Annotated in this window: 17 protein-coding genes and 1 tRNA gene; 10 read left to right on the top strand and 8 right to left on the bottom strand. The window is 59.0% G+C overall.

Annotated elements, in window-relative coordinates; genetic code table 11:
* The first annotated feature begins 50 nt into the window (after nt 1-50).
* The 4 genes from AACY18_RS17805 (at nt 51) to AACY18_RS17790 (ending at nt 5390) form a co-directional block, all read left to right on the top strand.
* The gene (locus tag AACY18_RS17805) at nt 51-767 is read left to right on the top strand and encodes an MgtC/SapB family protein (protein ID WP_123533034.1); all 717 of its coding nucleotides are present in this window, start codon (nt 51-53) and stop codon (nt 765-767) included.
* A gap of 191 nt (nt 768-958) precedes the next feature.
* Nucleotides 959-1399, top strand: a complete 441-nt coding sequence (locus AACY18_RS17800) for a chemotaxis protein CheY (RefSeq protein ID WP_339465554.1) — start codon at nt 959-961, stop codon at nt 1397-1399.
* Between the two features lie 135 nt (nt 1400-1534).
* Nucleotides 1535-2161, top strand: a complete 627-nt coding sequence (locus tag AACY18_RS17795) for a response regulator transcription factor (protein WP_339433448.1) — start codon at nt 1535-1537, stop codon at nt 2159-2161.
* A 10-nt stretch (nt 2162-2171) separates the two neighbouring features.
* A complete protein-coding gene (locus AACY18_RS17790; RefSeq protein ID WP_339465551.1) occupies nt 2172-5390 on the top strand; it encodes a transporter substrate-binding domain-containing protein in 3219 nt (1072 codons plus the stop codon).
* A gap of 5 nt (nt 5391-5395) precedes the next feature.
* On the opposite strand, the gene dkgB is transcribed toward AACY18_RS17790, so the two are convergent.
* A complete protein-coding gene (gene dkgB / locus AACY18_RS17785) occupies nt 5396-6199 on the bottom strand; it encodes a 2,5-didehydrogluconate reductase DkgB (protein WP_339465548.1) in 804 nt (267 codons plus the stop codon).
* 250 nt (nt 6200-6449) lie between these two features.
* On the opposite strand from dkgB, the gene AACY18_RS17780 reads away from it, so the two are divergent.
* The 3 genes from AACY18_RS17780 to AACY18_RS17770 all read left to right on the top strand — a co-directional run bounded on the left by AACY18_RS17780 (nt 6450) and on the right by AACY18_RS17770 (nt 9866).
* On the top strand, nt 6450-7316 hold the full coding sequence (locus AACY18_RS17780) for a pirin family protein (RefSeq protein ID WP_339465546.1): 867 nt from the start codon (nt 6450-6452) through the stop codon (nt 7314-7316).
* 155 nt (nt 7317-7471) lie between these two features.
* On the top strand, nt 7472-8914 hold the full coding sequence (locus AACY18_RS17775) for a mechanosensitive ion channel family protein (protein WP_339433444.1): 1443 nt from the start codon (nt 7472-7474) through the stop codon (nt 8912-8914).
* A 124-nt stretch (nt 8915-9038) separates the two neighbouring features.
* Entirely contained in the window at nt 9039-9866 is an 828-nt protein-coding gene (locus AACY18_RS17770; RefSeq protein ID WP_339433443.1) for an arylamine N-acetyltransferase family protein, read from the top strand.
* Nucleotides 9867-9869: 3 nt separating this feature from the next.
* Here AACY18_RS17770 and AACY18_RS17765 read toward each other — a convergent pair whose 3' ends face one another.
* Both AACY18_RS17765 and AACY18_RS17760 read right to left on the bottom strand, forming a co-directional pair.
* The gene (locus AACY18_RS17765; protein ID WP_221732920.1) at nt 9870-10202 is read right to left on the bottom strand and encodes a BrnA antitoxin family protein; all 333 of its coding nucleotides are present in this window, start codon (nt 10200-10202) and stop codon (nt 9870-9872) included.
* A 3-nt stretch (nt 10203-10205) separates the two neighbouring features.
* A complete protein-coding gene (locus tag AACY18_RS17760; RefSeq protein WP_221732919.1) occupies nt 10206-10490 on the bottom strand; it encodes a BrnT family toxin in 285 nt (94 codons plus the stop codon).
* 254 nt (nt 10491-10744) lie between these two features.
* Between AACY18_RS17760 and AACY18_RS17755 the strand changes: the two genes are divergently transcribed.
* Nucleotides 10745-12271, top strand: a complete 1527-nt coding sequence (locus AACY18_RS17755) for a nucleobase:cation symporter-2 family protein (RefSeq protein WP_339433442.1) — start codon at nt 10745-10747, stop codon at nt 12269-12271.
* A 123-nt stretch (nt 12272-12394) separates the two neighbouring features.
* Here AACY18_RS17755 and AACY18_RS17750 read toward each other — a convergent pair.
* Nucleotides 12395-12470: transfer RNA gene (locus AACY18_RS17750), tRNA-Asn, on the bottom strand.
* Nucleotides 12471-12698: 228 nt separating this feature from the next.
* Here AACY18_RS17750 and AACY18_RS17745 point away from each other — a divergent pair.
* A complete protein-coding gene (locus tag AACY18_RS17745; RefSeq protein ID WP_339433441.1) occupies nt 12699-12929 on the top strand; it encodes a hypothetical protein in 231 nt (76 codons plus the stop codon).
* Here AACY18_RS17745 and AACY18_RS17740 read toward each other — a convergent pair.
* On the bottom strand, nt 12926-13126 hold the full coding sequence (locus tag AACY18_RS17740) for a hypothetical protein (RefSeq protein WP_339433440.1): 201 nt from the start codon (nt 13124-13126) through the stop codon (nt 12926-12928). The genes AACY18_RS17745 and AACY18_RS17740 overlap by 4 nt on opposite strands.
* Nucleotides 13127-13257: 131 nt before the next feature.
* The gene (locus AACY18_RS17735; protein ID WP_339465544.1) at nt 13258-14454 is read right to left on the bottom strand and encodes an amino acid aminotransferase; all 1197 of its coding nucleotides are present in this window, start codon (nt 14452-14454) and stop codon (nt 13258-13260) included.
* 337 nt (nt 14455-14791) lie between these two features.
* Here AACY18_RS17735 and uvrB point away from each other — a divergent pair, with 337 nt between their 5' ends.
* A complete protein-coding gene (uvrB, locus tag AACY18_RS17730; RefSeq protein ID WP_339433438.1) occupies nt 14792-16807 on the top strand; it encodes an excinuclease ABC subunit UvrB in 2016 nt (671 codons plus the stop codon).
* 115 nt (nt 16808-16922) lie between these two features.
* Here uvrB and AACY18_RS17725 read toward each other — a convergent pair whose 3' ends face one another.
* On the bottom strand, nt 16923-18413 hold the full coding sequence (locus tag AACY18_RS17725) for an MDR family MFS transporter (protein ID WP_339433469.1): 1491 nt from the start codon (nt 18411-18413) through the stop codon (nt 16923-16925).
* A 49-nt stretch (nt 18414-18462) separates the two neighbouring features.
* Nucleotides 18463-19512 (bottom strand): HlyD family secretion protein, encoded by a 1050-nt coding sequence (locus AACY18_RS17720; RefSeq protein ID WP_339433437.1) that lies wholly within the window; start codon nt 19510-19512, stop codon nt 18463-18465.
* Between the last annotated feature and the right edge of the window lie 105 nt (nt 19513-19617).

The raw sequence follows: 19617 nt of genomic DNA, 5'->3' as shown, positions 1-19617 counted from the left end.
GAGCGGGCTTGCTCCCACAGGAGGGATGCGTTCTCAAGGAGGACTTCATCATGCAAGCCATCAACAACCTCAATCTCACCTCGCTGCTCGACACTCTCGTCAGCCTCAGCGCGGCTTTCATTCTCGGAGGCCTGATCGGCTTCGAGCGCCAGTACCGGCAACGCACCGCCGGCCTGCGCACCAATGTGCTGGTCGCCGTTGGCGCGGCAATTTTCGTCGACATGGCCAACCGTCTTGCCGGCGCTGAAGGCGCGGTGCGCGTGGTTGCCTACGTGGTCTCCGGCATCGGTTTTCTCGGTGCCGGGGTGATCATGCGCGAAGAAGGCAACGTGCGTGGCCTGAACACCGCCGCGACCCTGTGGACATCGGCTGCGGTCGGCGCCTGCGCGGGTGCCGACCTGCTCGCCGAAGCGGTGCTCGGCACGCTGTTCATCCTTGCGGCCAACACCTTGCTGCGGCCGATCGTCAACAACATCAACCGTCAGCCGCTGGATGTGGTCTCGGCCGAAGTCACCAACATCGTCTACGTCATCGCCCGACGCTCGCAGCAAAAAGCCGTATTTGCCTTGCTCGAAGCGGAGCTTGAACGCAGTAACTACCCGGCCAGCGATGTCGACGTGCATGCCTTTGGCGCCGATGAAATCGAGATCGAGGCGACGCTGGCAACCACCTCGGTCGATGGTGACGAGCTGGACGCACTGGTGGCGCGGATCTCGACGTCGACGCTGGTGGTGCAGGCGTTCTGGAGTCCGAGTACAACCGATTAGCGCTGGGAAATATCCTACCTAGGCATCCACGGCCGATGGCCGGGGCCGATTTCTTGAGGTGGCTGCAACAGCGCAGCGTGGTGCAGAGCTCGGAAAAATGAGCGGTTTTTTAGGAAAATTCTTACAGATAGCGTCTCAGGGCTTGCGTAGGCTTGCCGCCTTCAGAAACCGTCACCACCAGGAGATCAAGCATGATCAATAAAACCCTGCGCATCCTGATCGCCGACTCGCAGCATTTTCACCGGATGAACGTCGAACGTCTGTTCAATGGCCTCGATTACTACCGTGTTGCCCCTGTGCAGAGCCTTGTCGAGTTGCTGACCCTTGTGGAGTACGGCTGTGAACCGTTTGATGTGGTCGTCATCAATGCCGAGCTGACGGCCGGCTCACTGGACCTGCCGGGTTTTTTGCTGGAAAACCCGCAGGTCCGTCACGCGTTGATATACAACGATCCTTCGGCGCCGCTGCAGTTGGCTTCGGGGTTCGCCCAGGAAAACGTGCAAGTCAGTCACGCGGCGTTACCCAATGCGCAAGCGATCAGGCACTTGATGTCGCGGGTCGAGGCATCCACCGAGCATCAATCGTCAGCCTGGAACCAGGATCAGTTTGTGCGAAGTCGAGCCCACGCATAAAAATACGTTTGCCGCAACTGTCAGGTCTGACAGGTGATTCGCTTTCCGTTCCGTGCAACAGTCGCTGCGCAACCACTGAGTCTGGATGAGCCCATGCCGGTGGTCCTATCGCCAGATTTTGCACTGGGAGTGGGTATGAAGTCTGCGCTGATCGTCGACGATCATCCGGTGGTGCGCGCCGCCATCCGAATCGTGCTGCAAACCGAGGGTTTCAAGCAGATCCACGAGGCGTCCAGTGGCAACGAGGTGCTGCCATTGATCCGTGAGCACAAACCCCGACTGGTCGTGCTAGACCTGCGTTTGCCGGTGCTTGACGGGTTGGATGTACTGGCGCGAATCAAGGCCAGCGACCTTGACTGCCGAATTCTGGTCTTCAGTTCCCACGATCCCTTGTTTTACCAGGAACGTTGTCTGCGTGCGGGGGCGATGGCCTACGTGACCAAGACCAATCAGTTGCAACAACTGCATAAAGCCATTCAGGCGGTGATGTCGGGCTACACCTATTTTTCCGCGCTGCCGGACAATGTCAGCGCACTGAACGCCGTGCAAACCACGGAAAAGCAGATGGTCGATCAACTCTCCGACCGGGAGTTGAGCATTTTTGTGCAACTGGGGCAGGGCAGAGCCAACAAGACGATTGCCGAGGACATGCACCTGAGTCACAAGACCGTCAGTACCTACAAAACCCGTCTGATGAAGAAGCTTGGGGTCAGCTCGGCGGTGCACTTGCGCGATTTCGCCAAGCGCAATCATTTGCTCTGAGCGCCGGGTCATGAGGCTGGTATTACGGATTTGCTGGCTGTGGCTGAGCCTTGTGGCCGCCTGTTGGGCGAGTGAACCGCCGCAGCGGCTGGAGGTGCTGACCCGCACCGATCTGCAAAGCGTCCAGCTTGCTCTGGACGAGCAGGATCGGCAAAGGCTGCGTCAGCACGCGGTGTTGCGCATGGGCGTGTCCGGGCCTGACTATCCGCCGTTCGAGATCACCCGCAATCAGCATGAACTGGAAGGGCTCACGGCCGATTACGCCGATCTGCTGGCGCAACTGCTCGGCATCGGCATCGAGGTCCGGCGCTATGCCAACCGCAATGCGGTGATGGCTGCGCTCAAACGCGGTGATGTCGATCTGTTGGGTACGTCCAACAGTTTTGAGGTCGCTGACCCGCAAATCATGCTGTCTCGGGCCTATGCTGACGACCAGCCGATGCTGGTGACCCGGCTCGGTGAAACGTTGCCGGTGAACCTGGCCGGCAAGCGTGTCGCCATGGTCGAAGACTATCTGCCGCTGGCGAGCGTGCAGGCGTTTTATCCCGAAGCGCTCGTGCAGCGCTACCCTTCGGCGATGGATGCCCTCGGCGCAGTGGCGTTTGGCGCAGATGACGTTTATCTGGGCGACTTCATCAGTGCCAACTACTTGATCAACACCAATTATCGCAACGACTTGCAATTGGCCGGGCCGTCGGGGCTTGATGCCAATCCGTTCGGCTTTGCGCTGTTGCGAACCGATGTGCGCCTCAGACGCCTCGTCGACAAGGCGTTGGCGAGCATTCCCATGGAGCATCGTCTGCGCATAGAACAGCGTTGGAGCGCGGGTCTCGCCGAGATGGCCGAACAGACGCAGGTGCAACTCAGTACCGCAGAGCAGCAATGGCTGGGCCAACACCCTGTGGTGCGAGTCGGCGGCATCGAAGATTTCGCCCCGCTGACGTTCTTTGATGCAGATGGCCGTTTCAGTGGGCTTTCGGCGCAATTGCTGAACTTGATCAGCCAGCGTAGCGGGCTGCATTTCGAGATCGTGCGCGGGGGCTCGCTGGACCGGCAGATCGAGCAACTGAAGACCGAGGCGCTTGACGTGTTGCCCGTGGTGACACCCAGCAGTGAGCGTGAAACCGAACTGCAGTTCACCCGGGCCTATCTGAACAATCCCTTTGTGCTGGTCAGTGCGGCCACTGCGCAGAGCCCTCGCAATCTCGACGACTTGGCGGGCAAGCGCATGGCGATTTATCGTGGTCACCCATTGCGCGCTTATCTGCTGGGGCGCGTACCCGCGATTCACCTGGTCGAAGTCAAAAGTCCCGCCGAAGGTATGGCGCTGATCGCCAAAGGCCAAGTGGACGCGACGGTCAGCTCGTTGCTGGTGGCGCGTTATCTGATTGCCCGCCAGTACCGCTCGCGTCTGCGCATTACCGGTACCGTGGGTGATCAACCCGCCCGTATCGCGCTGGCCACTTCGCCGCAGGCGCCAATACTGCATTCGATCCTGAACAAGGCACTGCTGAGCATCGCCCCGCAGCAGATGGACGAACTGGTCGAGCGCTGGGGGCACGATGTGGTGGTGGAGGATAGCTATTGGCTGCGTCATCGCCGCATGATTGTCCTGGGATTTGTCGCGGCGGCGAGCCTGCTGTTACTGGCATTGGTCTGGATCGGTTTTCAGCGCAGGCAAATCCGCCAGCGTCAGCAATGGTTGCAGCAATTGCAGGAAGCCAAGGACGTTGCGGACGACGCCAATCGGGCCAAGACCACTTTTCTGGCGACCATGAGCCACGAGATCCGCACACCGATGAATGCGTTGATCGGCATGCTCGAACTGGCGCTGAAAAGGGCCGATGAAGGCGTGACTGATCGCTTGGCGATTCAGGTGGCCTCCAACGCCGGGCAACAATTGCTGGCCCTGATCGGCGACATTCTCGACATTGCACGTATTGAAAACGGGCATTTGTCCCTGGCCCCCGAACGGGCCAATCTGCGTGAACTGGTGGTGTCGGTATGCCGGGTTTTTGAAGGGCTGGCGCGCCAGAAGCGCTTGCTGTGGCAGATCGAGCTAGATGCCGGCAGTGACGTCGATGTGTTGATTGACCCGACGCGCTTCAAGCAAGTGCTGTCGAATCTGCTGAGCAACGCGATCAAGTTCACCGAGGAGGGCGAGGTGCGTCTGTGGCTTGCGGTGACCGCAACATCGGCTGAGCGACTGGCAGTGAGAGTGGTCATCGAAGACAGCGGAATCGGTATCCGCGCACAGGATCGGCAACGGCTGTTCAGTCCGTTCGTTCAGGCCAGCAATAACGCGCAATCGGTGCGCAGCGGTTCCGGGCTGGGCCTGGTGATCAGTCGCAGCCTCTGCGAAATGATGGGCGGCGCGTTACGGCTGGACAGCGAACCCGGCCACGGAACGCAAGTTGAAGTCAGCCTTGAGTTGCCGCTGCTGGTCGCGCTCGCGCAGAACCCGGCGACCGCTCAAATCCTGGGCGCGCCGGTACACGCCCTGAGCGTTCTAGTGGTGGACGATCATCCGGTGAACCGATTGTTACTCGGCTGGCAGTTGAGTGAGCTGGGGCATGTCACGGTCGACACCAAGGACGGCCATCAAGCGCTGGAGTGTTGGCGGGCACAGCCGTTCGATGTGGTGATCACCGACTGCAACATGCCCCGGCGCAACGGCTATGAACTGGCACGATCAATCCGTGACGAAGAAGCCGCGAGCGGCCGTGCCCCTTGCCTGATTCTGGGTTTCACCGCCAACGCGCAGGTCGAGGAGAAGGTTCGCTGTCTTGAAGCCGGCATGGACGAATGTCTGTTCAAACCGATCCGTTTGCACGATCTGCAGCAGGCCCTGAATGGCGCGAGCCAATGCGCGAGCGATGTCGATTCGACCGAGCATATTGCCCTGACAGAAATCGACTTGAGCACACTGGAGCAAATGGCCGGCGATGATCTCGCGTTGATCGCGCGCCTGCGTGACGAAGTGTTGAACAGTCTGCATCACGACCTGCAACGACTGGACGATTTGAACGCCAGGGACGACCACGCTGGGCTGCGCGAACTGGCCCATCACATCAAGGGCGGAGCACAGATGGTGGGCGCGGAGCGGGTAGTGTCGGCGTGCGCTGATCTTGAGCAGGCTTGTCGAGAGGCCGAAGCCGTCGTCATTATCGTGGCGATCAATGCGTTGCGCGCGGCCATGCACGGCCTCGCGCAACGTCTTCAGGCCTGAGCCGATTAATCCCAGTCGGGCGCAAGGCCTTTGGGGCTGGTCAGGCGATGGCCGCGATCCAGCGTGGCGATTTGCGCCATGTCGGCGTCGCTCAAGGTCAGCGTGGTTGCGCCGAGGTTGCTTTGCAGGTTGGCACGCTTTGTCGATGACGGGATCACCGCATACCCCGATTGCATGGCCCAGGCGAGCGTGACTTGCGCCGGGGTGGCGTGCAGGCGTTCGGCAATTTGTTCAATCACGGGATCCTTGAGCACTTCGCCGTAAGCGAGGGTCATGTACGACGTGATGTGAATGCCTTGGCTGTTGGCGAACGCGGCCACTTTGCGGTTTTGCAGGTAGGGATGCAGCTCGATCTGGTTGGTTGCGATGTTCTCGGCGCCGACGGTAGCAATCGCTTGTTTCATCAGGTCGATGGTGAAGTTGGAAATGCCGATCTGCCGGGTCAGGCCCAGACGCCTGGCTTCAAGCAGTTCGCCCATGAACACCTCGACCGGTACTTGATCGTCCGGCGAAGGCCAGTGGATCAGCGTCAGGTCGAGGTAATCGGTCTGCAGTTTTTGCAGGCTTTCCTTGAGGCTGTCGATCAAGCGATCCTTGGCAAAGTTGGCGACCCAGATCTTGCTGGTGATGAACAGGTCTTCGCGGGCGATGCCGCTGGCAGCGATGGCTTGGCCGACGTCGGCTTCGTTTTCGTAGATCTGCGCGGTGTCGATCACCCGGTAGCCGAGTTCAAGGGCGGTACTCACCGAATCAATGACCACCTGGCCTTGCAGGCGAAACGTACCAAGACCGAAAGCGGGAACAGACATGAAGGACTCCAGGGTTGCAGTGGGAATGGACAGGAGTATCCGCGCCTGCATCCACAGGAAAAACCGTGGATGGGACAAAGCACCTTTGACCTCAGGGCATGAATCTTTTCGGATGTTTGTGTTGTCTGGGCCTTTCGCCAGCGCATCGTTCAGGAGATAGAACGCAGAGGCCGATTTTTGCCGTCTAGTGCATTAATAGTCATGGATTTAAGCTTAATCCATCGCCTCACTCACCCTATTGGAGCCCTCCATGAAAAACATCATCGGTATCTACACCAGCCCTCGGGGCCATTGGGTCGGCGATGGTTTCCCGGTTCGCACACTGTTTTCCTACGACAGCATGGGCAAACACATCAGCCCGTTCCTGCTGCTCGATCATGCCGGTCCCGCCGAATTCACCCCGACCACCGAGCGACGCGGCGTCGGCCAGCATCCTCATCGCGGTTTTGAAACCGTGACCATTGTTTACGACGGCGAAGTGCAGCACCGCGACTCAACCGGCAGCGGCGGCACCATCGGCCCCGGCGATGTGCAATGGATGACGGCTGCTTCCGGGATTTTGCATGAGGAATTCCACTCCGAGAATTTCGCCAAAACCGGCGGCAATCTGGAGATGGTCCAGTTGTGGGTCAACCTGCCGGCCAAAGACAAAATGGCCGCGCCGGGTTACCAGACGATTCTCGATAGCGAGATCCCGAACATCGCGCTCAAGGACAACGCCGGCAGCCTGCGCCTGATCGCCGGTGAGTTCGAAGGCCATCAAGGCCCGTCGAGCACCTTCACGCCAATCGATGTGTGGGACTTGCGTCTGAACGCCGGCAAGTTGCTGACGCTCGATCTGCACGAGGGCCGTAACACCGCGTTGGTGGTGTTGAAAGGTTCGGTGCAGGTCAACGGTCTGCAAACTGCGTGCGAAGGGCAGTTGGTGCTGTTCGAGCGCCACGGCCATCAACTGACCCTCGAAGCCAGCCAGGGCGCGGTGGTGTTGCTGCTCAGCGGCGAGCCGATCGACGAACCGATCGTCGGCCATGGCCCGTTCGTGATGAACACCGAGCAGGAAATTCATCAGGCCTTTGCCGATTTCCAGTCCGGACGGTTTGGTCGAATGCACGCTTGACGCCGTCATCACCCAAAACATTGTGGGAGCAAGCTTGTTCCCACAGGTTTTCTTGTTGTCAGTGAAGTCGTGCTCATTTTCTGAAGTCAATGACTCCTACACTGTCCCCAATCTGTGCGATCTTCTCGCGATTGGCCCCCCGTCGGAGTTGTTTGATGCTGTCTCTGCTGACCGAACACCCTTTGTTTTGCGCGTTGATCCTGATCCTGCTCGACCTCGGGCTGTGGCGTCTGATCAGCGCCCGTGGCAGTGAGTGGAAATTGCTGGTGCGGGTGCTGATTTTCAGTGTGTTCAGTGCGCTGCTCTTCAACGAAGGTCTCAACCCGCTGGAGCCTGCACCCTGGGCGGACAATGTGCCGCTGCACTTGTCGGCGACCGGGTTGCAGATTGCCTGGTGGCTGTTCGGCGCACGCACCCTGACGGTGTTGATCGGCGCGGTGATGATGCAGAGGGTCGGGCACACTGGGCGTTTGCTACAGGACTTGTTGGGTGCCGTGATCTTTCTGATCGCGATCATTGCGGCGTTGGCCTACGTGCTGGATCTGCCGGTCAAAGGTGTGCTGGCGACGTCTGGCGCTTTGGCAATCATCGTCGGTCTGGCCTTGCAGAGCACGTTGAGCGATGTGTTTTCCGGGATCGTCCTCAACACCACCAAGCCGTATCAACTCGATGACTGGATCTCCATCGACGGCACCGAAGGTCGGGTCACCGACATCGACTGGCGTGCCACCCGCCTGCAAACCAGCCAGGGCAACATGGCGGTGATTCCCAACTCGCTGGCGGCCAAGGCCAAGATCATCAACTTCAGCCGGCCGAGCAACATGTTCGGCGTGGCCGTCAGTGTGCAAGTCAGCCCGCACGCGCGACCGAGCACGGTGATCGATGCGCTGGAGCGCGCGATGCAGGGCTGTCGTCAGCTTCTGGACACCCCAGCGCCGAGTGTGGCGCTCAAAAATGCTGGCAGCGATGGGGCAGAGTACGAAATCAATGGTTTCGTCGCGTCGATGGGCGAGAAACGTGTGGTGCGCAATCAACTGTTCGACCTGGCGTATCGGCACTTGCAGGCATCCGGGGTCAATCTGCTGTCGAGGGCCGAGCCTGTCGTGCCGGGCAATCTCTCGCGGCCGCGGGCGTTGCTCGACAGCTCACCGATTTTCTCGACGTTGCGTCAGGAAGAGAAAGACACCTTCAGCCAGAACATGACCCTGCAATCCTTCCGCGCCGGCGAGCAGATTCTGGGCGCCGGGGAGGTCAGCGATCACCTGTACATCATTGAATCCGGCGTGGTCACTGTGGCGCTGACCCGCCATGGCGCACCGTTCGAGTCCGCACGCATGGGGCCGGGCGAAGTGATCGGCGAGGCCGGCATTCTTTCCGATTCGTCGGTGCCCGCCACATTTACCGCCAAGACCTTTTGCGCGTTGTACCGCATCGAGAAGACTTACCTGAAACCGTGCCTGGATGCCCGCCACGACATCAGCGACGCGATGCAAACCCTGCTCGATTACCGTCTGTACAAAGCGCAATCCCTGACCGAGGACGCGCCGGTCATCGTGCCGAAAAAAGGCTTTTTGCAATGGTTGCGTCATCGCGCCTGAGTGGCTTGGCACTGGTGCGATTGCCTGCGGTATTTGTGTCTCAAGGATCGCCTCGGCATCTTTTGGGTTATTTTAGTCAGCCATCGGCGGAGCGATCCGCAGCCATATGCAAAAGGACTGGGCAATGAGCGAACCACGCCTGACAAATCTGAAAGGTTACCTGAGACGTCTCGGCTTCGATGCTCCACCCGCACCGACGCTTGAGACCCTGCGTCAATTGCAGTTGCTCCACACGGGCGCGTTTGTCTTCGAGAACCTGTCGACGATCGGCGGTGAACCGGTGTTGATCGACCTTGCCTCTGTAGAGCAGAAAGTCCTGCACGATGGCCGTGGCGGTTACTGCTACGAACTCAATCACCTGTTTTTTGCCCTGTTGCTTGAATTGGGCTTCGATGCCCGGGCCATCAGTGGGCGAGTGGTGATGAATCAGCCTGAAGGTACTTGGACCGCACGTACGCACCGTCTGAGTCTGGTGACGTTGGATGGCGTGCGCTACATCACCGATGTCGGCTTCGGTGGCATGGTGCCAACTGCACCGTTGATGCTCGACACAGAGGCCGAACAAACCACGCCACACGAACCGTATCGCATCGAAAACCGTGCCGATGGCTACATGCTGCGCGCCAACGTTGCAGGTGAATGGCGCCCCATGTACCTGTTTGACCTGCAACGCCAGGAAGACATCGATTACACCATAGGCAACTGGTACGTCTCGACCCACCCGGAATCGCCGTTCTGCCAACGCCTTATGGTCGCGCGCACGGGTAACGGCTGGCGCAAGACGCTGAACAACGGTAGTTTCGCGATCCATCGCATGGGCTCCGCCAGTGAACGGCGGGAGGTGACGGATGTTGATGAGTTGATCGAGTTGTTGCAGCAGGAATTCGATCTTCGCCTGCCTCAACAACCGCGCCTGAGCCACGCGCTGGGGCGGATGATTGTCCCCGCCTGAAGCCTAGGGCTTCGCCTCTGGCTCCAGTACCCGGCGTATCTCCCCGACGGCCGCCGACAGCTTTTTCTCAAGACTCTTGAGGTCGGCGGCGGTAATACCTTTCTTGAACTGCCCGCAGTGGCCTGACTCGGCCGGGCCCTGACTCTCTGTGCCATTGAGCAAGGCGTGGCGCAGGGTGTTATTGATCACCGTCTGATACCCAAACCCCTCGTTTTCCGCCACGGTGCGAGCGGCCTCGATGACCGCGTCGTCGAGCATGATGGTGATGCGGGTTTTACCCTTGGTGGACGCCACGGCGCCGCGTTTGCCTTGAGAGAAGTCAAATTCGTCTTTCATCGATCAAGCCTCTAAAGAATATTGGCGACGCTCGCTTGGGGTGGCGACACGCGCAGAAATAATTCGAATGACATTGGCTTCGCGGTAACTGTACGCAACGACCAGCAAACGTCCCTTACCGTCGAGGCCCAGGGTGATCCAGCGTGGCTCTGCATGGTCGTTGTCCTCAATCGTCAGTGCGCATTCGTCGTGAAAGACCGGTTCGGTCTCGGCGAGGCTGACACCTTTGTGCTTGAGTTTGTTGGCCGCGTTCTTGCTTTTGTCGTACTGAATGTCGAATGACTTCATTATGCATACTTTATATGTATAAAAAAGGGCGCGACCACACCGTCGTTCGCCATGAGCACTTCAGCCTAGTGGGTGATGACGCAAGGTCAGACGGGGATGTGTTGCCGGATTTGTGGGGGGATGCGAGCAGCGGGATAGAAGGTTGGGTGGCTACCTATCCATTATGTGACTGGTAAGTTGTATACAACTCTATGGACATTTGTCACGACTATTGAATACAGTGTGCGCATAACAAAAACCAGGGACCCCCCACCATGAAAACGCCCCATGTTTCACACCAACGGCCCGAGGATGAAAATCTCGGGGTCGGCGCGAATATGGCTTACGGCCTGCAACATGTTCTGACCATGTACGGCGGTATCGTTGCGGTGCCACTGATCATCGGTCAGGCAGCCGGGCTTTCGCCGGCAGACATTGGTTTGCTGATCGCTGCTTCGTTGTTTGCGGGGGGGCTGGCAACACTGCTGCAAACCCTGGGTCTGCCGTTCTTTGGCTGTCAGTTGCCGCTGGTACAAGGTGTGTCGTTCTCCGGCGTTGCGACCATGGTCGCGATCGTCAGCAGTGGCGGGGAGGGTGGCTTCCAGTCGGTACTTGGCGCTGTGATTGCCGCATCCTTGATCGGCCTGCTGATCACTCCGGTGTTCTCGCGAATTACCAAGTTCTTTCCTCCCTTGGTGACCGGCATCGTGATCACCACTATCGGCCTGACGCTGATGCCGGTGGCCGCACGCTGGGCCATGGGCGGCAACAGCCACGCGCCGGACTTCGGCAGCATGCAAAACATCGGGCTGGCGGCGGTTACGCTGGTGCTGGTGTTGCTGTTGAGCAAGGTGGGCAGCTCCACGATCTCGCGTCTGTCGATCCTGTTGGCCATGGTGATTGGCACGGTACTGGCGGTATTGCTTGGCATGGCGGACTTCTCCAGCGTCACTCAAGGCCCGATGTTCGGCTTCCCGACGCCATTCCACTTCGGTATGCCGACGTTCCACTTCGCCGCGATCCTGTCGATGTGCATCGTGGTCATGGTGACGCTGGTAGAGACGTCGGCAGACATCCTCGCGGTCGGTGAGATCATCGGCACCAAGGTCGACTCCAAGCGTCTGGGCAATGGTCTGCGTGCGGACATGTTGTCGAGCATGTTTGCGCCGATCTTCGGCTCCTTCACGCAAAGCGCCTTCGCCCAGAACGTCGGGCTGGTGGCGGTGACAGGCATCAAAAGCCGTTATGTGGTGGCCACCGGCGGTGTCTTCCTGGTGATCCTAGGCCTGTTGCCGTTCATGGGGCGGGTGATTGCGGCAGTACCGACATCGGTGCTCGGCGGCGCAGGTATCGTGCTGTTCGGCACCGTCGCGGCGAGCGGTATTCGCACCCTGTCGAAGGTGGATTACCGCAACAACGTCAATCTGATCATTGTGGCCACCTCAATCGGTTTCGGCATGATTCCGATTGCCGCGCCGAACTTCTACGATCACTTCCCGAGCTGGTTCGCGACCATTTTCCACTCGGGCATCAGCTCGTCGGCGATCATGGCGATCGTGCTCAACCTGGCGTTCAACCACTTCACCACCGGCAACTCGGACCAGCAATCGGTGTTTGCGGCGGCGGAAGAGCGCACCCTGCGCTATCGTGATCTGGCGGCGCTGCGTGAAGGCGATTACTTCAGCGACGGCAAACTGCATGACTGCGATGGCAAGGAAGTGCCAGTGATCGAGCCTGATGCGGAGCATGACCATGGCCAAGGTGCGCCGAAGGTACAGGCGAAAAGCAGTGAGCATGTCTGACCGCTGACTGAATGCATAAGGCCGATCTGGAGACCGATCGGCCTTTTCGTTTCAAGGGAAAAAGATATTTTCGAGCGGCCACAAAAAAGCCCCTGAATCTTTCGATTCAGGGGCTTTGCTATTTGGCTCCACAACCTGGACTCGAACCAGGGACCCAATGATTAACAGTCATTTGCTCTACCAACTGAGCTATTGCGGAATTGGTGCGTATGTTACTGATTCAAAAAGAGAAGTCAAGCATCGATTAGCAAAATAAGTGATTCACCGGGACGGACGGTGGTTTATCCGCGATTGGCGGTTACCAGAACAGCGCCGGAGGTCTACCATGGCCGCCCGGAAGTGATATCACGCGCTGCCGGTCATTCGCCGAAAAGGTACGCGCCATGAATCACTCGAGTTTCAAATTCCGCACAAGTGAGGTGTTCGCATGAGCATTGCGCAAATCAGCCTGCCCAAAGGCGTCGGTCCACACGCCGAAAAACTCTTCGACGCGATCACTCAGGCCAGCAACGCTGAAGCGTTGAACCGTGCCGGTGGTAAGGCTGAAGGTTTTGTTCTTGGCCTGGAAAGCACCAAGGCGATCAAAAGCCAAATCGCCGAATCGCTGTATGTTGCCTATGACGATGCTGCCAGTCAGCGAGCGACTGAACTGGCTTAACTGCCGAAAGTCAGGGTACCGAGCATCAGTGTGGTGTAAGCCGCAGTGGCCGCCAGTTGCACCAGCCATAGCGCCAGGCCACCGAGGAATACGCCGGCTGCGACTTGCAGTACCAGGTTATTGCCGCGTTTGGCCGGCTGGCGTGGAATGAAGTCATCCAGATCGTCACGGTCAGCGCGCAGGTTGTCGTTTTTCATGTGGGTTCTCTTCAGAAAACTCGGATACACACAAAACTTAATTGTGTGCAGTCTAGAGGGTATCGGGATTATTCCGGGGCAATAAAAAACGGGAAGCCCTAAGGCTTCCCGTTTTTCATCACGCTGCGAAATCAGATGACCTGAACAATCGCATCCGTTACAGCCTTGATGTTGCTCTGGTTCAATGCCGCCACGCAGATGCGGCCAGTGTCCAGGGCGTAGATGCCAAACTCGTTGCGCAGGCGGTGAACCTGTTCGGTGGTCAGGCCGGAGTAGGAGAACATGCCGCGTTGGCGACCGACGAAGCTGAAGTCACGCTGTGGCGCTTTTTGCGCCAGCAGGTCGACCATTTGCTCACGCATGCCGCGAATGCGCAGACGCATTTCAGCCAGTTCGGCTTCCCACTGAGCGCGCAGCTGCGGGCTGTTCAGCACGGCAGCCACGATGCTTGCACCGTGAGTTGGCGGGTTGGAGTAGTTGGTGCGGATGACGCGCTTGACCTGCGACAGCACGCGCGCGCTTTCTTCTTTCGACTCGCTGATGATCGACAGGGCGCCAACGCGCTCGCCGTACAGGGAGAACGACTTGGAGAACGAGCTCGACACAAAGAACGTCAGACCGGATTCAGCGAACAGACGCACGGCAGCGGCGTCTTCGTCGATACCGTCACCGAAACCCTGGTAAGCCATGTCGAGGAACGGCACGTGACCTTTGGCTTTGACCACGTCCAGCACGTTGTTCCAGTCCGCCGGAGTCAGGTCGACACCGGTCGGGTTGTGGCAGCAAGCGTGCAGCACAACGATAGAGCCGTTCGGCAGGGCGTTGAGGTCTTCGAGCATGCCGGCACGGTTCACATCGTGGGTGGCAGCGTCGTAGTAACGGTAGTTTTGCACCGCAAAACCGGCGGTTTCGAACAGCGCGCGGTGGTTTTCCCAGCTTGGGTCACTGATCGCCACGACTGCGTTCGGCAGCAGTTGCTTGAGGAAGTCAGCACCGATTTTCAGTGCGCCAGTCCCGCCGACGGCTTGAGTGGTGATGACGCGACCGGCGCCGATCAGCGGCGAGTCGTTGCCAAACAGCAGCTTTTGCACGGCCTGGTCGTAGGCAGCGATGCCATCGATCGGCAGGTAACCGCGCGAAGCGTGTTGAGCTGCGCGAACGGTTTCAGCTTCGATCACGGCGCGCAGAAGTGGAATTCGCCCCTCTTCGTTGCAGTAAACACCAACGCCCAGGTTGACCTTGGTGGTTCGGGTATCGGCGTTGAATGCTTCGTTGAGGCCCAGGATTGGATCGCGGGGTGCCATTTCGACAGCAGAGAACAGGCTCATTATTACGGCGGCTCTGAATGGAGAGTGGAGGGACGTGTCGCGCTCCAGCCGAATGCACTAGAGCGGTGCACAAACGGGGAGCTAGTATAGAGGCCATCACCGAGCAATGGCGACAGGCGAATTGGCTTTTGAGGTAAGTTTTTCCGATTATTTCTCGACCGTTAGTCTAATGGTCGTGTCAGAGTCTCTACCCGATGTAGGACGTTTGCCTTGAAAGGTGAGGCAATCGCCACCACATTGAGCAAAATCGAGGTTTTTTCTTGCGCGACATCGGTCGTTTGCGCTCGTCCCCGTGGTGCTCCGCTTTGTTCGGAATGCCGCGATCCCAGAGGTGTTTATGTCCGAATTCCAGCTAGTCACCCGCTTCGAGCCCGCCGGCGATCAGCCAGAAGCCATCCGCCAATTGGTGGAGGGCATCGAAGCCGGGCTGGCGCACCAGACGCTGCTCGGTGTGACCGGCTCGGGCAAGACCTTCAGCATCGCCAATGTCATCTCGCAGATACAGCGCCCGACGCTGGTGCTGGCGCCGAACAAAACCCTCGCAGCGCAGTTGTACGGTGAGTTCAAGGCGTTCTTCCCGAACAACGCCGTCGAATACTTCGTTTCGTACTACGACTACTACCAGCCCGAAGCCTATGTGCCGTCGTCCGATACCTTCATCGAGAAGGATGCGTCGATCAACGACCACATCGAGCAGATGCGGCTGTCCGCGACCAAAGCGCTGCTGGAGCGCAAGGACGCGATCATCGTCACCACGGTGTCGTGCATCTACGGTCTGGGCAGCCCGGAAACTTATTTGAAGATGGTGCTGCACGTCGATCGCGGCGACAAACTCGATCAGCGCGCGCTGCTACGGCGTCTGGCTGACCTGCAATACACTCGCAATGACATGGATTTTGCCCGCGCGACCTTCCGCGTGCGCGGCGACGTGATCGACATCTACCCGGCGGAATCGGATCTGGAAGCGATCCGCATCGAACTGTTCGACGACGAGGTCGAGAGCATTTGCGCGTTCGACCCGCTGACCGGCGAAGTCATCCGCAAGATGCCGCGCTTCACCTTCTACCCGAAGAGCCACTATGTAACGCCGCGCGAGACTCTGCTCGACGCCATCGAGCACATCAAAGTTGAGTTGCAGGAGCGTCTGGAATACCTGCGCAGCAACAACAAACTGGTGGAGGCTCAGCGTCTGGAGCAACGTACCCGTTTCGATTTGGAGATGATCCTCGAGTTGGGCTACTGCAATGGCATCGAAAACTATTCGCGCTATTTGTCCGGGCGTCCGGCGGGTGCGGCGCCGCCGACCCTCTACGATTACTTGCCGGCCGATGCCTTGCTGGTGATCGATGAATCACACGTCAGCGTGCCGCAGGTCGGCGCGATGTATAAGGGCGACCGTTCGCGTAAAGAGACCCTGGTGGAATACGGTTTCCGTTTGCCATCAGCGCTGGACAACCGACCAATGCGTTTCGACGAGTGGGAAGGGGTCAGTCCGCAGACGATTTTCGTCTCGGCCACGCCGGGTAACTACGAAGCCGAACATGCGGGGCGGGTAGTGGAGCAAGTGGTGCGTCCGACCGGGTTGGTCGACCCGCAAGTGGAGGTGCGCCCGGCACTTACTCAGGTCGATGATCTACTCTCGGAAATCACCAAGCGCGTGGCGGTCGAGGAGCGGGTGCTGGTGACCACGCTGACCAAGCGCATGGCCGAAGACCTTACTGATTACCTCGCCGACCACGGCGTGCGCGTGCGCTATCTGCACTCGGATATCGACACGGTCGAACGGGTCGAGATCATCCGCGATCTGCGTCTCGGCACTTTTGATGTGCTGGTCGGGATCAACCTGCTGCGTGAAGGCCTGGACATGCCGGAAGTGTCGCTGGTGGCGATTCTTGATGCCGACAAGGAAGGCTTCCTGCGTTCCGAGCGCTCGCTGATCCAGACCATCGGCCGCGCCGCGCGTAACCTCAATGGCCGGGCGATTCTCTATGCCGATCGCATGACCGGTTCGATGGAGCGGGCGATTGGCGAAACCGAGCGACGTCGCGACAAGCAAATCGCGTTCAACCTGGAAAACGGTATCACCCCGAAAGGTGTGTTCAAGGATGTTGCTGACATCATGGAAGGCGCCACCGTGCCAGGCTCACGCAGCAAGAAGCGCAAGGGCATGGCCAAGGCCGCCGAGGAGAACGCCAAGTACGAAGCCCAATTGCGTTCACCAAGCGAGATCACCAAACGTATTCGTGCGCTGGAAGAGAAGATGTATCAGTTGGCGCGGGATCTGGAGTTTGAAGCGGCGGCGCAGATGCGTGATGAGATTGCCAAACTGCGCGAGCGGCTTTTGGCTGTTTGATGGGTGGTTTTAGGGCCCCTTCGCGAGCAAGCCCGCTCCCACACTGGATCTGTGTTGTTCACATAAGTCCTGTGGGCTTGCTCGCGAAGGGGGGGCGCTTCAGACACCCTGACAATCAGTGAGCCTCCCCAGCCTTCAGGCCTTGCGGCAATTTTTTGGTCAGTAAAATCGCCAGCATACTGATCCCCAGCGCAATCCCGACAAAATGAAACGCATCGTTATAGGCCATGATCGCTGCCTGTTGATGGACAATCTCACTCAACTTGCCCAGCGCCGCTGTATCACTGCCAAACCGATCCGCCATCGATGCCAGCCGCTGCGCTACCTGTGGATTGGTCGGCACCACCGCTTCGCGCAAGTAATCGAAGTAGGTCTTGGTTCGCGCATCCAATAGCGTCGCGAGCAGGGCAATGCCAATGGCGCCACCCAGGTTGCGCAGAATGTTGAACAGGCTCGACGCAGAACCGGCATCCTGCGGCAGGATATAAGCCGTGGCGATCAGCGAAATGGTCACCATGATCAGCGGCTGGCCCAGCGCCCGAATGATCTGGATTTGATTGAACTGCGGCCCGGCAAAGTCCGGGTTGAGCACTCCCGAAGAAAAACTCGCCAGGCCGAACAGTCCGAAACCCAACGTGCACAGCCACTTCGGCGAGACAAACTTCATCAGCTTCGGCACCAGCGGAATCAGAAACAACTGTGGCACGCCCATCCACATGATCACTTCGCCGATCTGCAGGGCGTTGTAATTCTGGATCTGCGCCAGATACAAGGGCAGCAGATAGATCGAGCCATACAGTCCGACACCCATGCCAAGGCTGGAAATGCTCGACAGGCCAAAGTTGCGGTTGCGCAGGATGCCCAGGTTGATCAGCGGATTGGGTTTGGAAATCTGCACGATGACGAAGGTGATCAGACTCAGCAGCGCGATGCTGCCCAGGGTCACGATCAGGTTTGATTCGAGCCAGTCCTTGCGATGGCCTTCTTCAAGAAATACCTGCAAGCAACCGAGGCCGACGCCCAGGGTGAGAATGCCGGTGTAGTCGGTGCTTTTCAGCAGTTCCCAGTGCGCTTCTTTCTTCTCCAGCCCGTACATCAGCCCGGCGATCATGATCAGCCCCGGCGGAATGTTGATGTAGAAGATGTATTCCCAACCCCAATTTTCCGTGAGCCAGCCGCCGAGCGTGGGGCCGATGGACGGTGCAAAAGTGGCGGTCATGGCGAACATGGCCATGCCTTTGGCGCGATGGTGTTCGGGAAGCTTTATCAGCGTCAGGGTGAAGGCCAGCGGGATCAGCGCGCCACCGGTGAAGCCTTGCATGGCGCGAAAAACGATCATGCTCTCCAGGCTCCAGGCCATCGAGCACAACAACGAAGACGCCAGAAAACCCAGCGACACCCACACCGCCAGGCGCCGCGCCGAGAGCAACTGCACCAGCCATGCGGTCAGCGGGATCATGATGATTTCCGCGACCAGATACGAGGTGGAAATCCACGAACCTTCTTCCAGTGTCGCCGACAGTGCGCCCTGAATATCCTTGAGCGAGGAGTTGGTGATCTGGATGTCGAGCACCGCCATAAAGGCGCCGAGCATCACGCTCATCACCGCGATCCAGTCCCGCCGGGTCGGTTCGCCGACCGGACGGATCAGTGAATCACCGGCCATTGTCCGGGGCGTCTTTGATGTTCACGGTAGCGGTGACGGACATGCCCGGACGGATCTTGCCGTGCAGCGGATTATCGGCCTTGAAGGTCAGTTTCACCGGGATCCGTTGCACGACTTTGGTGAAGTTGCCGGTGGCATTGTCCGGCGGCAGCAGGCTGAACTGCGCACCGGAAGCGGCGAACAGGCTGTCGACCCGCGCCTCGATCGGCGTGTCGCTGTAGGCGTCGAAGGTCAGCTCGGCTTTTTGTCCGGGCTGCATGTGGCCGATCTGAGTCTCCTTGAAGTTGGCCTGCACCCAGATGTCTTCGTCCGGGACGATCGACAGCAGATAAGCGCCGGCCTGCACAATCTGGCCGTTACGCGCCGCGCGCTGGCCGACCAGGCCACTGATCGGGGCATGAATGTCGCTGCGGGTCAGATTGAGTTCGGCCTGAGCGAGATCGGCGCGGGCGTTGGCGATCTGAGCGTCGAGGCGTTTGATTTCGGCGGTCAGTGCGTTGACTTGCTGGCGCTGGCTTTGTGCATCGGCCTGTGCCTTGGCCACTTGCGAGCGGGCGATGTGGGTGTCGGCGGAAAGGGTGGTCACACGCTCTTCGGAGACATAGCCGGGTTTGCGCAGGGTTTGCGCCCGGGACAGGTCGATCTGCGAGCGGCCCAGGGTTGCCTGGGAGGCTGCCACCTGTGCATCGCTCGAGGCGATCAGGCTGGCCTGCTGAGTCAGCTTGCTCTGGGCTTGCAGTCGCTCGGCTTCGCGGGTGGCGAGGGCGGCGTTGGCCCGATCCACGGCCAGGCGGAAGTCTTCTCTTTCGAGGCGCACCAGCAATTGGCCTTTTTCCACATGCTGGTTGTCCTGCACCAGCACTTGATCGATGCGCGCGCTCAACTGACTCGACACGCGGGTTATCTCGCCCTGGACATAGGCGTTATCGGTGCTTTCATAAAAGCGCCCCTTGAAAAACCAGTGGGCGAAGAAGCCCCCGGCGATCAATAGGACCAACAGCAGTAAAATCAGCAGGCGACGCTTGAGTTGGGCAGGCATGGGCAAACTGTAGTCGAGGAATTGTAAGGAAAGTTATCAGGAGGCGAATCTGGCACGAAGCCGATAAACGGTAAATGCCATCGGCTGATATTCGGCCATTCACCG

Origin of the sequence: Pseudomonas sp. EA_65y_Pfl2_P74 (assembly GCF_963970575.1) — a bacterium.
GTDB lineage: Bacteria > Pseudomonadota > Gammaproteobacteria > Pseudomonadales > Pseudomonadaceae > Aquipseudomonas > Aquipseudomonas baetica_A.
This window is presented reverse-complemented; position numbering and strand designations above follow the sequence as displayed.

What these genes read in the sequence shown, in the direction of transcription:
- AACY18_RS17790 (WP_339465551.1), top strand. Translation starts at nt 2,172, where the DNA reads ATGAGGCTGGTATTACGGATTTGCTGGCTGTGGCTGAGCCTTGTGGCC.
- AACY18_RS17745 (WP_339433441.1), top strand. Translation starts at nt 12,699, where the DNA reads ATGAGCATTGCGCAAATCAGCCTGCCCAAAGGCGTCGGTCCACACGCC.
- AACY18_RS17770 (WP_339433443.1), top strand. Translation starts at nt 9,039, where the DNA reads ATGAGCGAACCACGCCTGACAAATCTGAAAGGTTACCTGAGACGTCTC.
- AACY18_RS17775 (WP_339433444.1), top strand. Translation starts at nt 7,472, where the DNA reads ATGCTGTCTCTGCTGACCGAACACCCTTTGTTTTGCGCGTTGATCCTG.
- AACY18_RS17765 (WP_221732920.1), bottom strand. Translation starts at nt 10,202, where the DNA reads ATGAAAGACGAATTTGACTTCTCTCAAGGCAAACGCGGCGCCGTGGCG.
- uvrB (WP_339433438.1), top strand. Translation starts at nt 14,792, where the DNA reads ATGTCCGAATTCCAGCTAGTCACCCGCTTCGAGCCCGCCGGCGATCAG.
- AACY18_RS17800 (WP_339465554.1), top strand. Translation starts at nt 959, where the DNA reads ATGATCAATAAAACCCTGCGCATCCTGATCGCCGACTCGCAGCATTTT.
- AACY18_RS17740 (WP_339433440.1), bottom strand. Translation starts at nt 13,126, where the DNA reads ATGAAAAACGACAACCTGCGCGCTGACCGTGACGATCTGGATGACTTC.
- AACY18_RS17780 (WP_339465546.1), top strand. Translation starts at nt 6,450, where the DNA reads ATGAAAAACATCATCGGTATCTACACCAGCCCTCGGGGCCATTGGGTC.
- AACY18_RS17805 (WP_123533034.1), top strand. Translation starts at nt 51, where the DNA reads ATGCAAGCCATCAACAACCTCAATCTCACCTCGCTGCTCGACACTCTC.
- AACY18_RS17760 (WP_221732919.1), bottom strand. Translation starts at nt 10,490, where the DNA reads ATGAAGTCATTCGACATTCAGTACGACAAAAGCAAGAACGCGGCCAAC.
- AACY18_RS17795 (WP_339433448.1), top strand. Translation starts at nt 1,535, where the DNA reads ATGAAGTCTGCGCTGATCGTCGACGATCATCCGGTGGTGCGCGCCGCC.
- AACY18_RS17720 (WP_339433437.1), bottom strand. Translation starts at nt 19,512, where the DNA reads ATGCCTGCCCAACTCAAGCGTCGCCTGCTGATTTTACTGCTGTTGGTC.
- AACY18_RS17755 (WP_339433442.1), top strand. Translation starts at nt 10,745, where the DNA reads ATGAAAACGCCCCATGTTTCACACCAACGGCCCGAGGATGAAAATCTC.
- dkgB (WP_339465548.1), bottom strand. Translation starts at nt 6,199, where the DNA reads ATGTCTGTTCCCGCTTTCGGTCTTGGTACGTTTCGCCTGCAAGGCCAG.
- AACY18_RS17735 (WP_339465544.1), bottom strand. Translation starts at nt 14,454, where the DNA reads ATGAGCCTGTTCTCTGCTGTCGAAATGGCACCCCGCGATCCAATCCTG.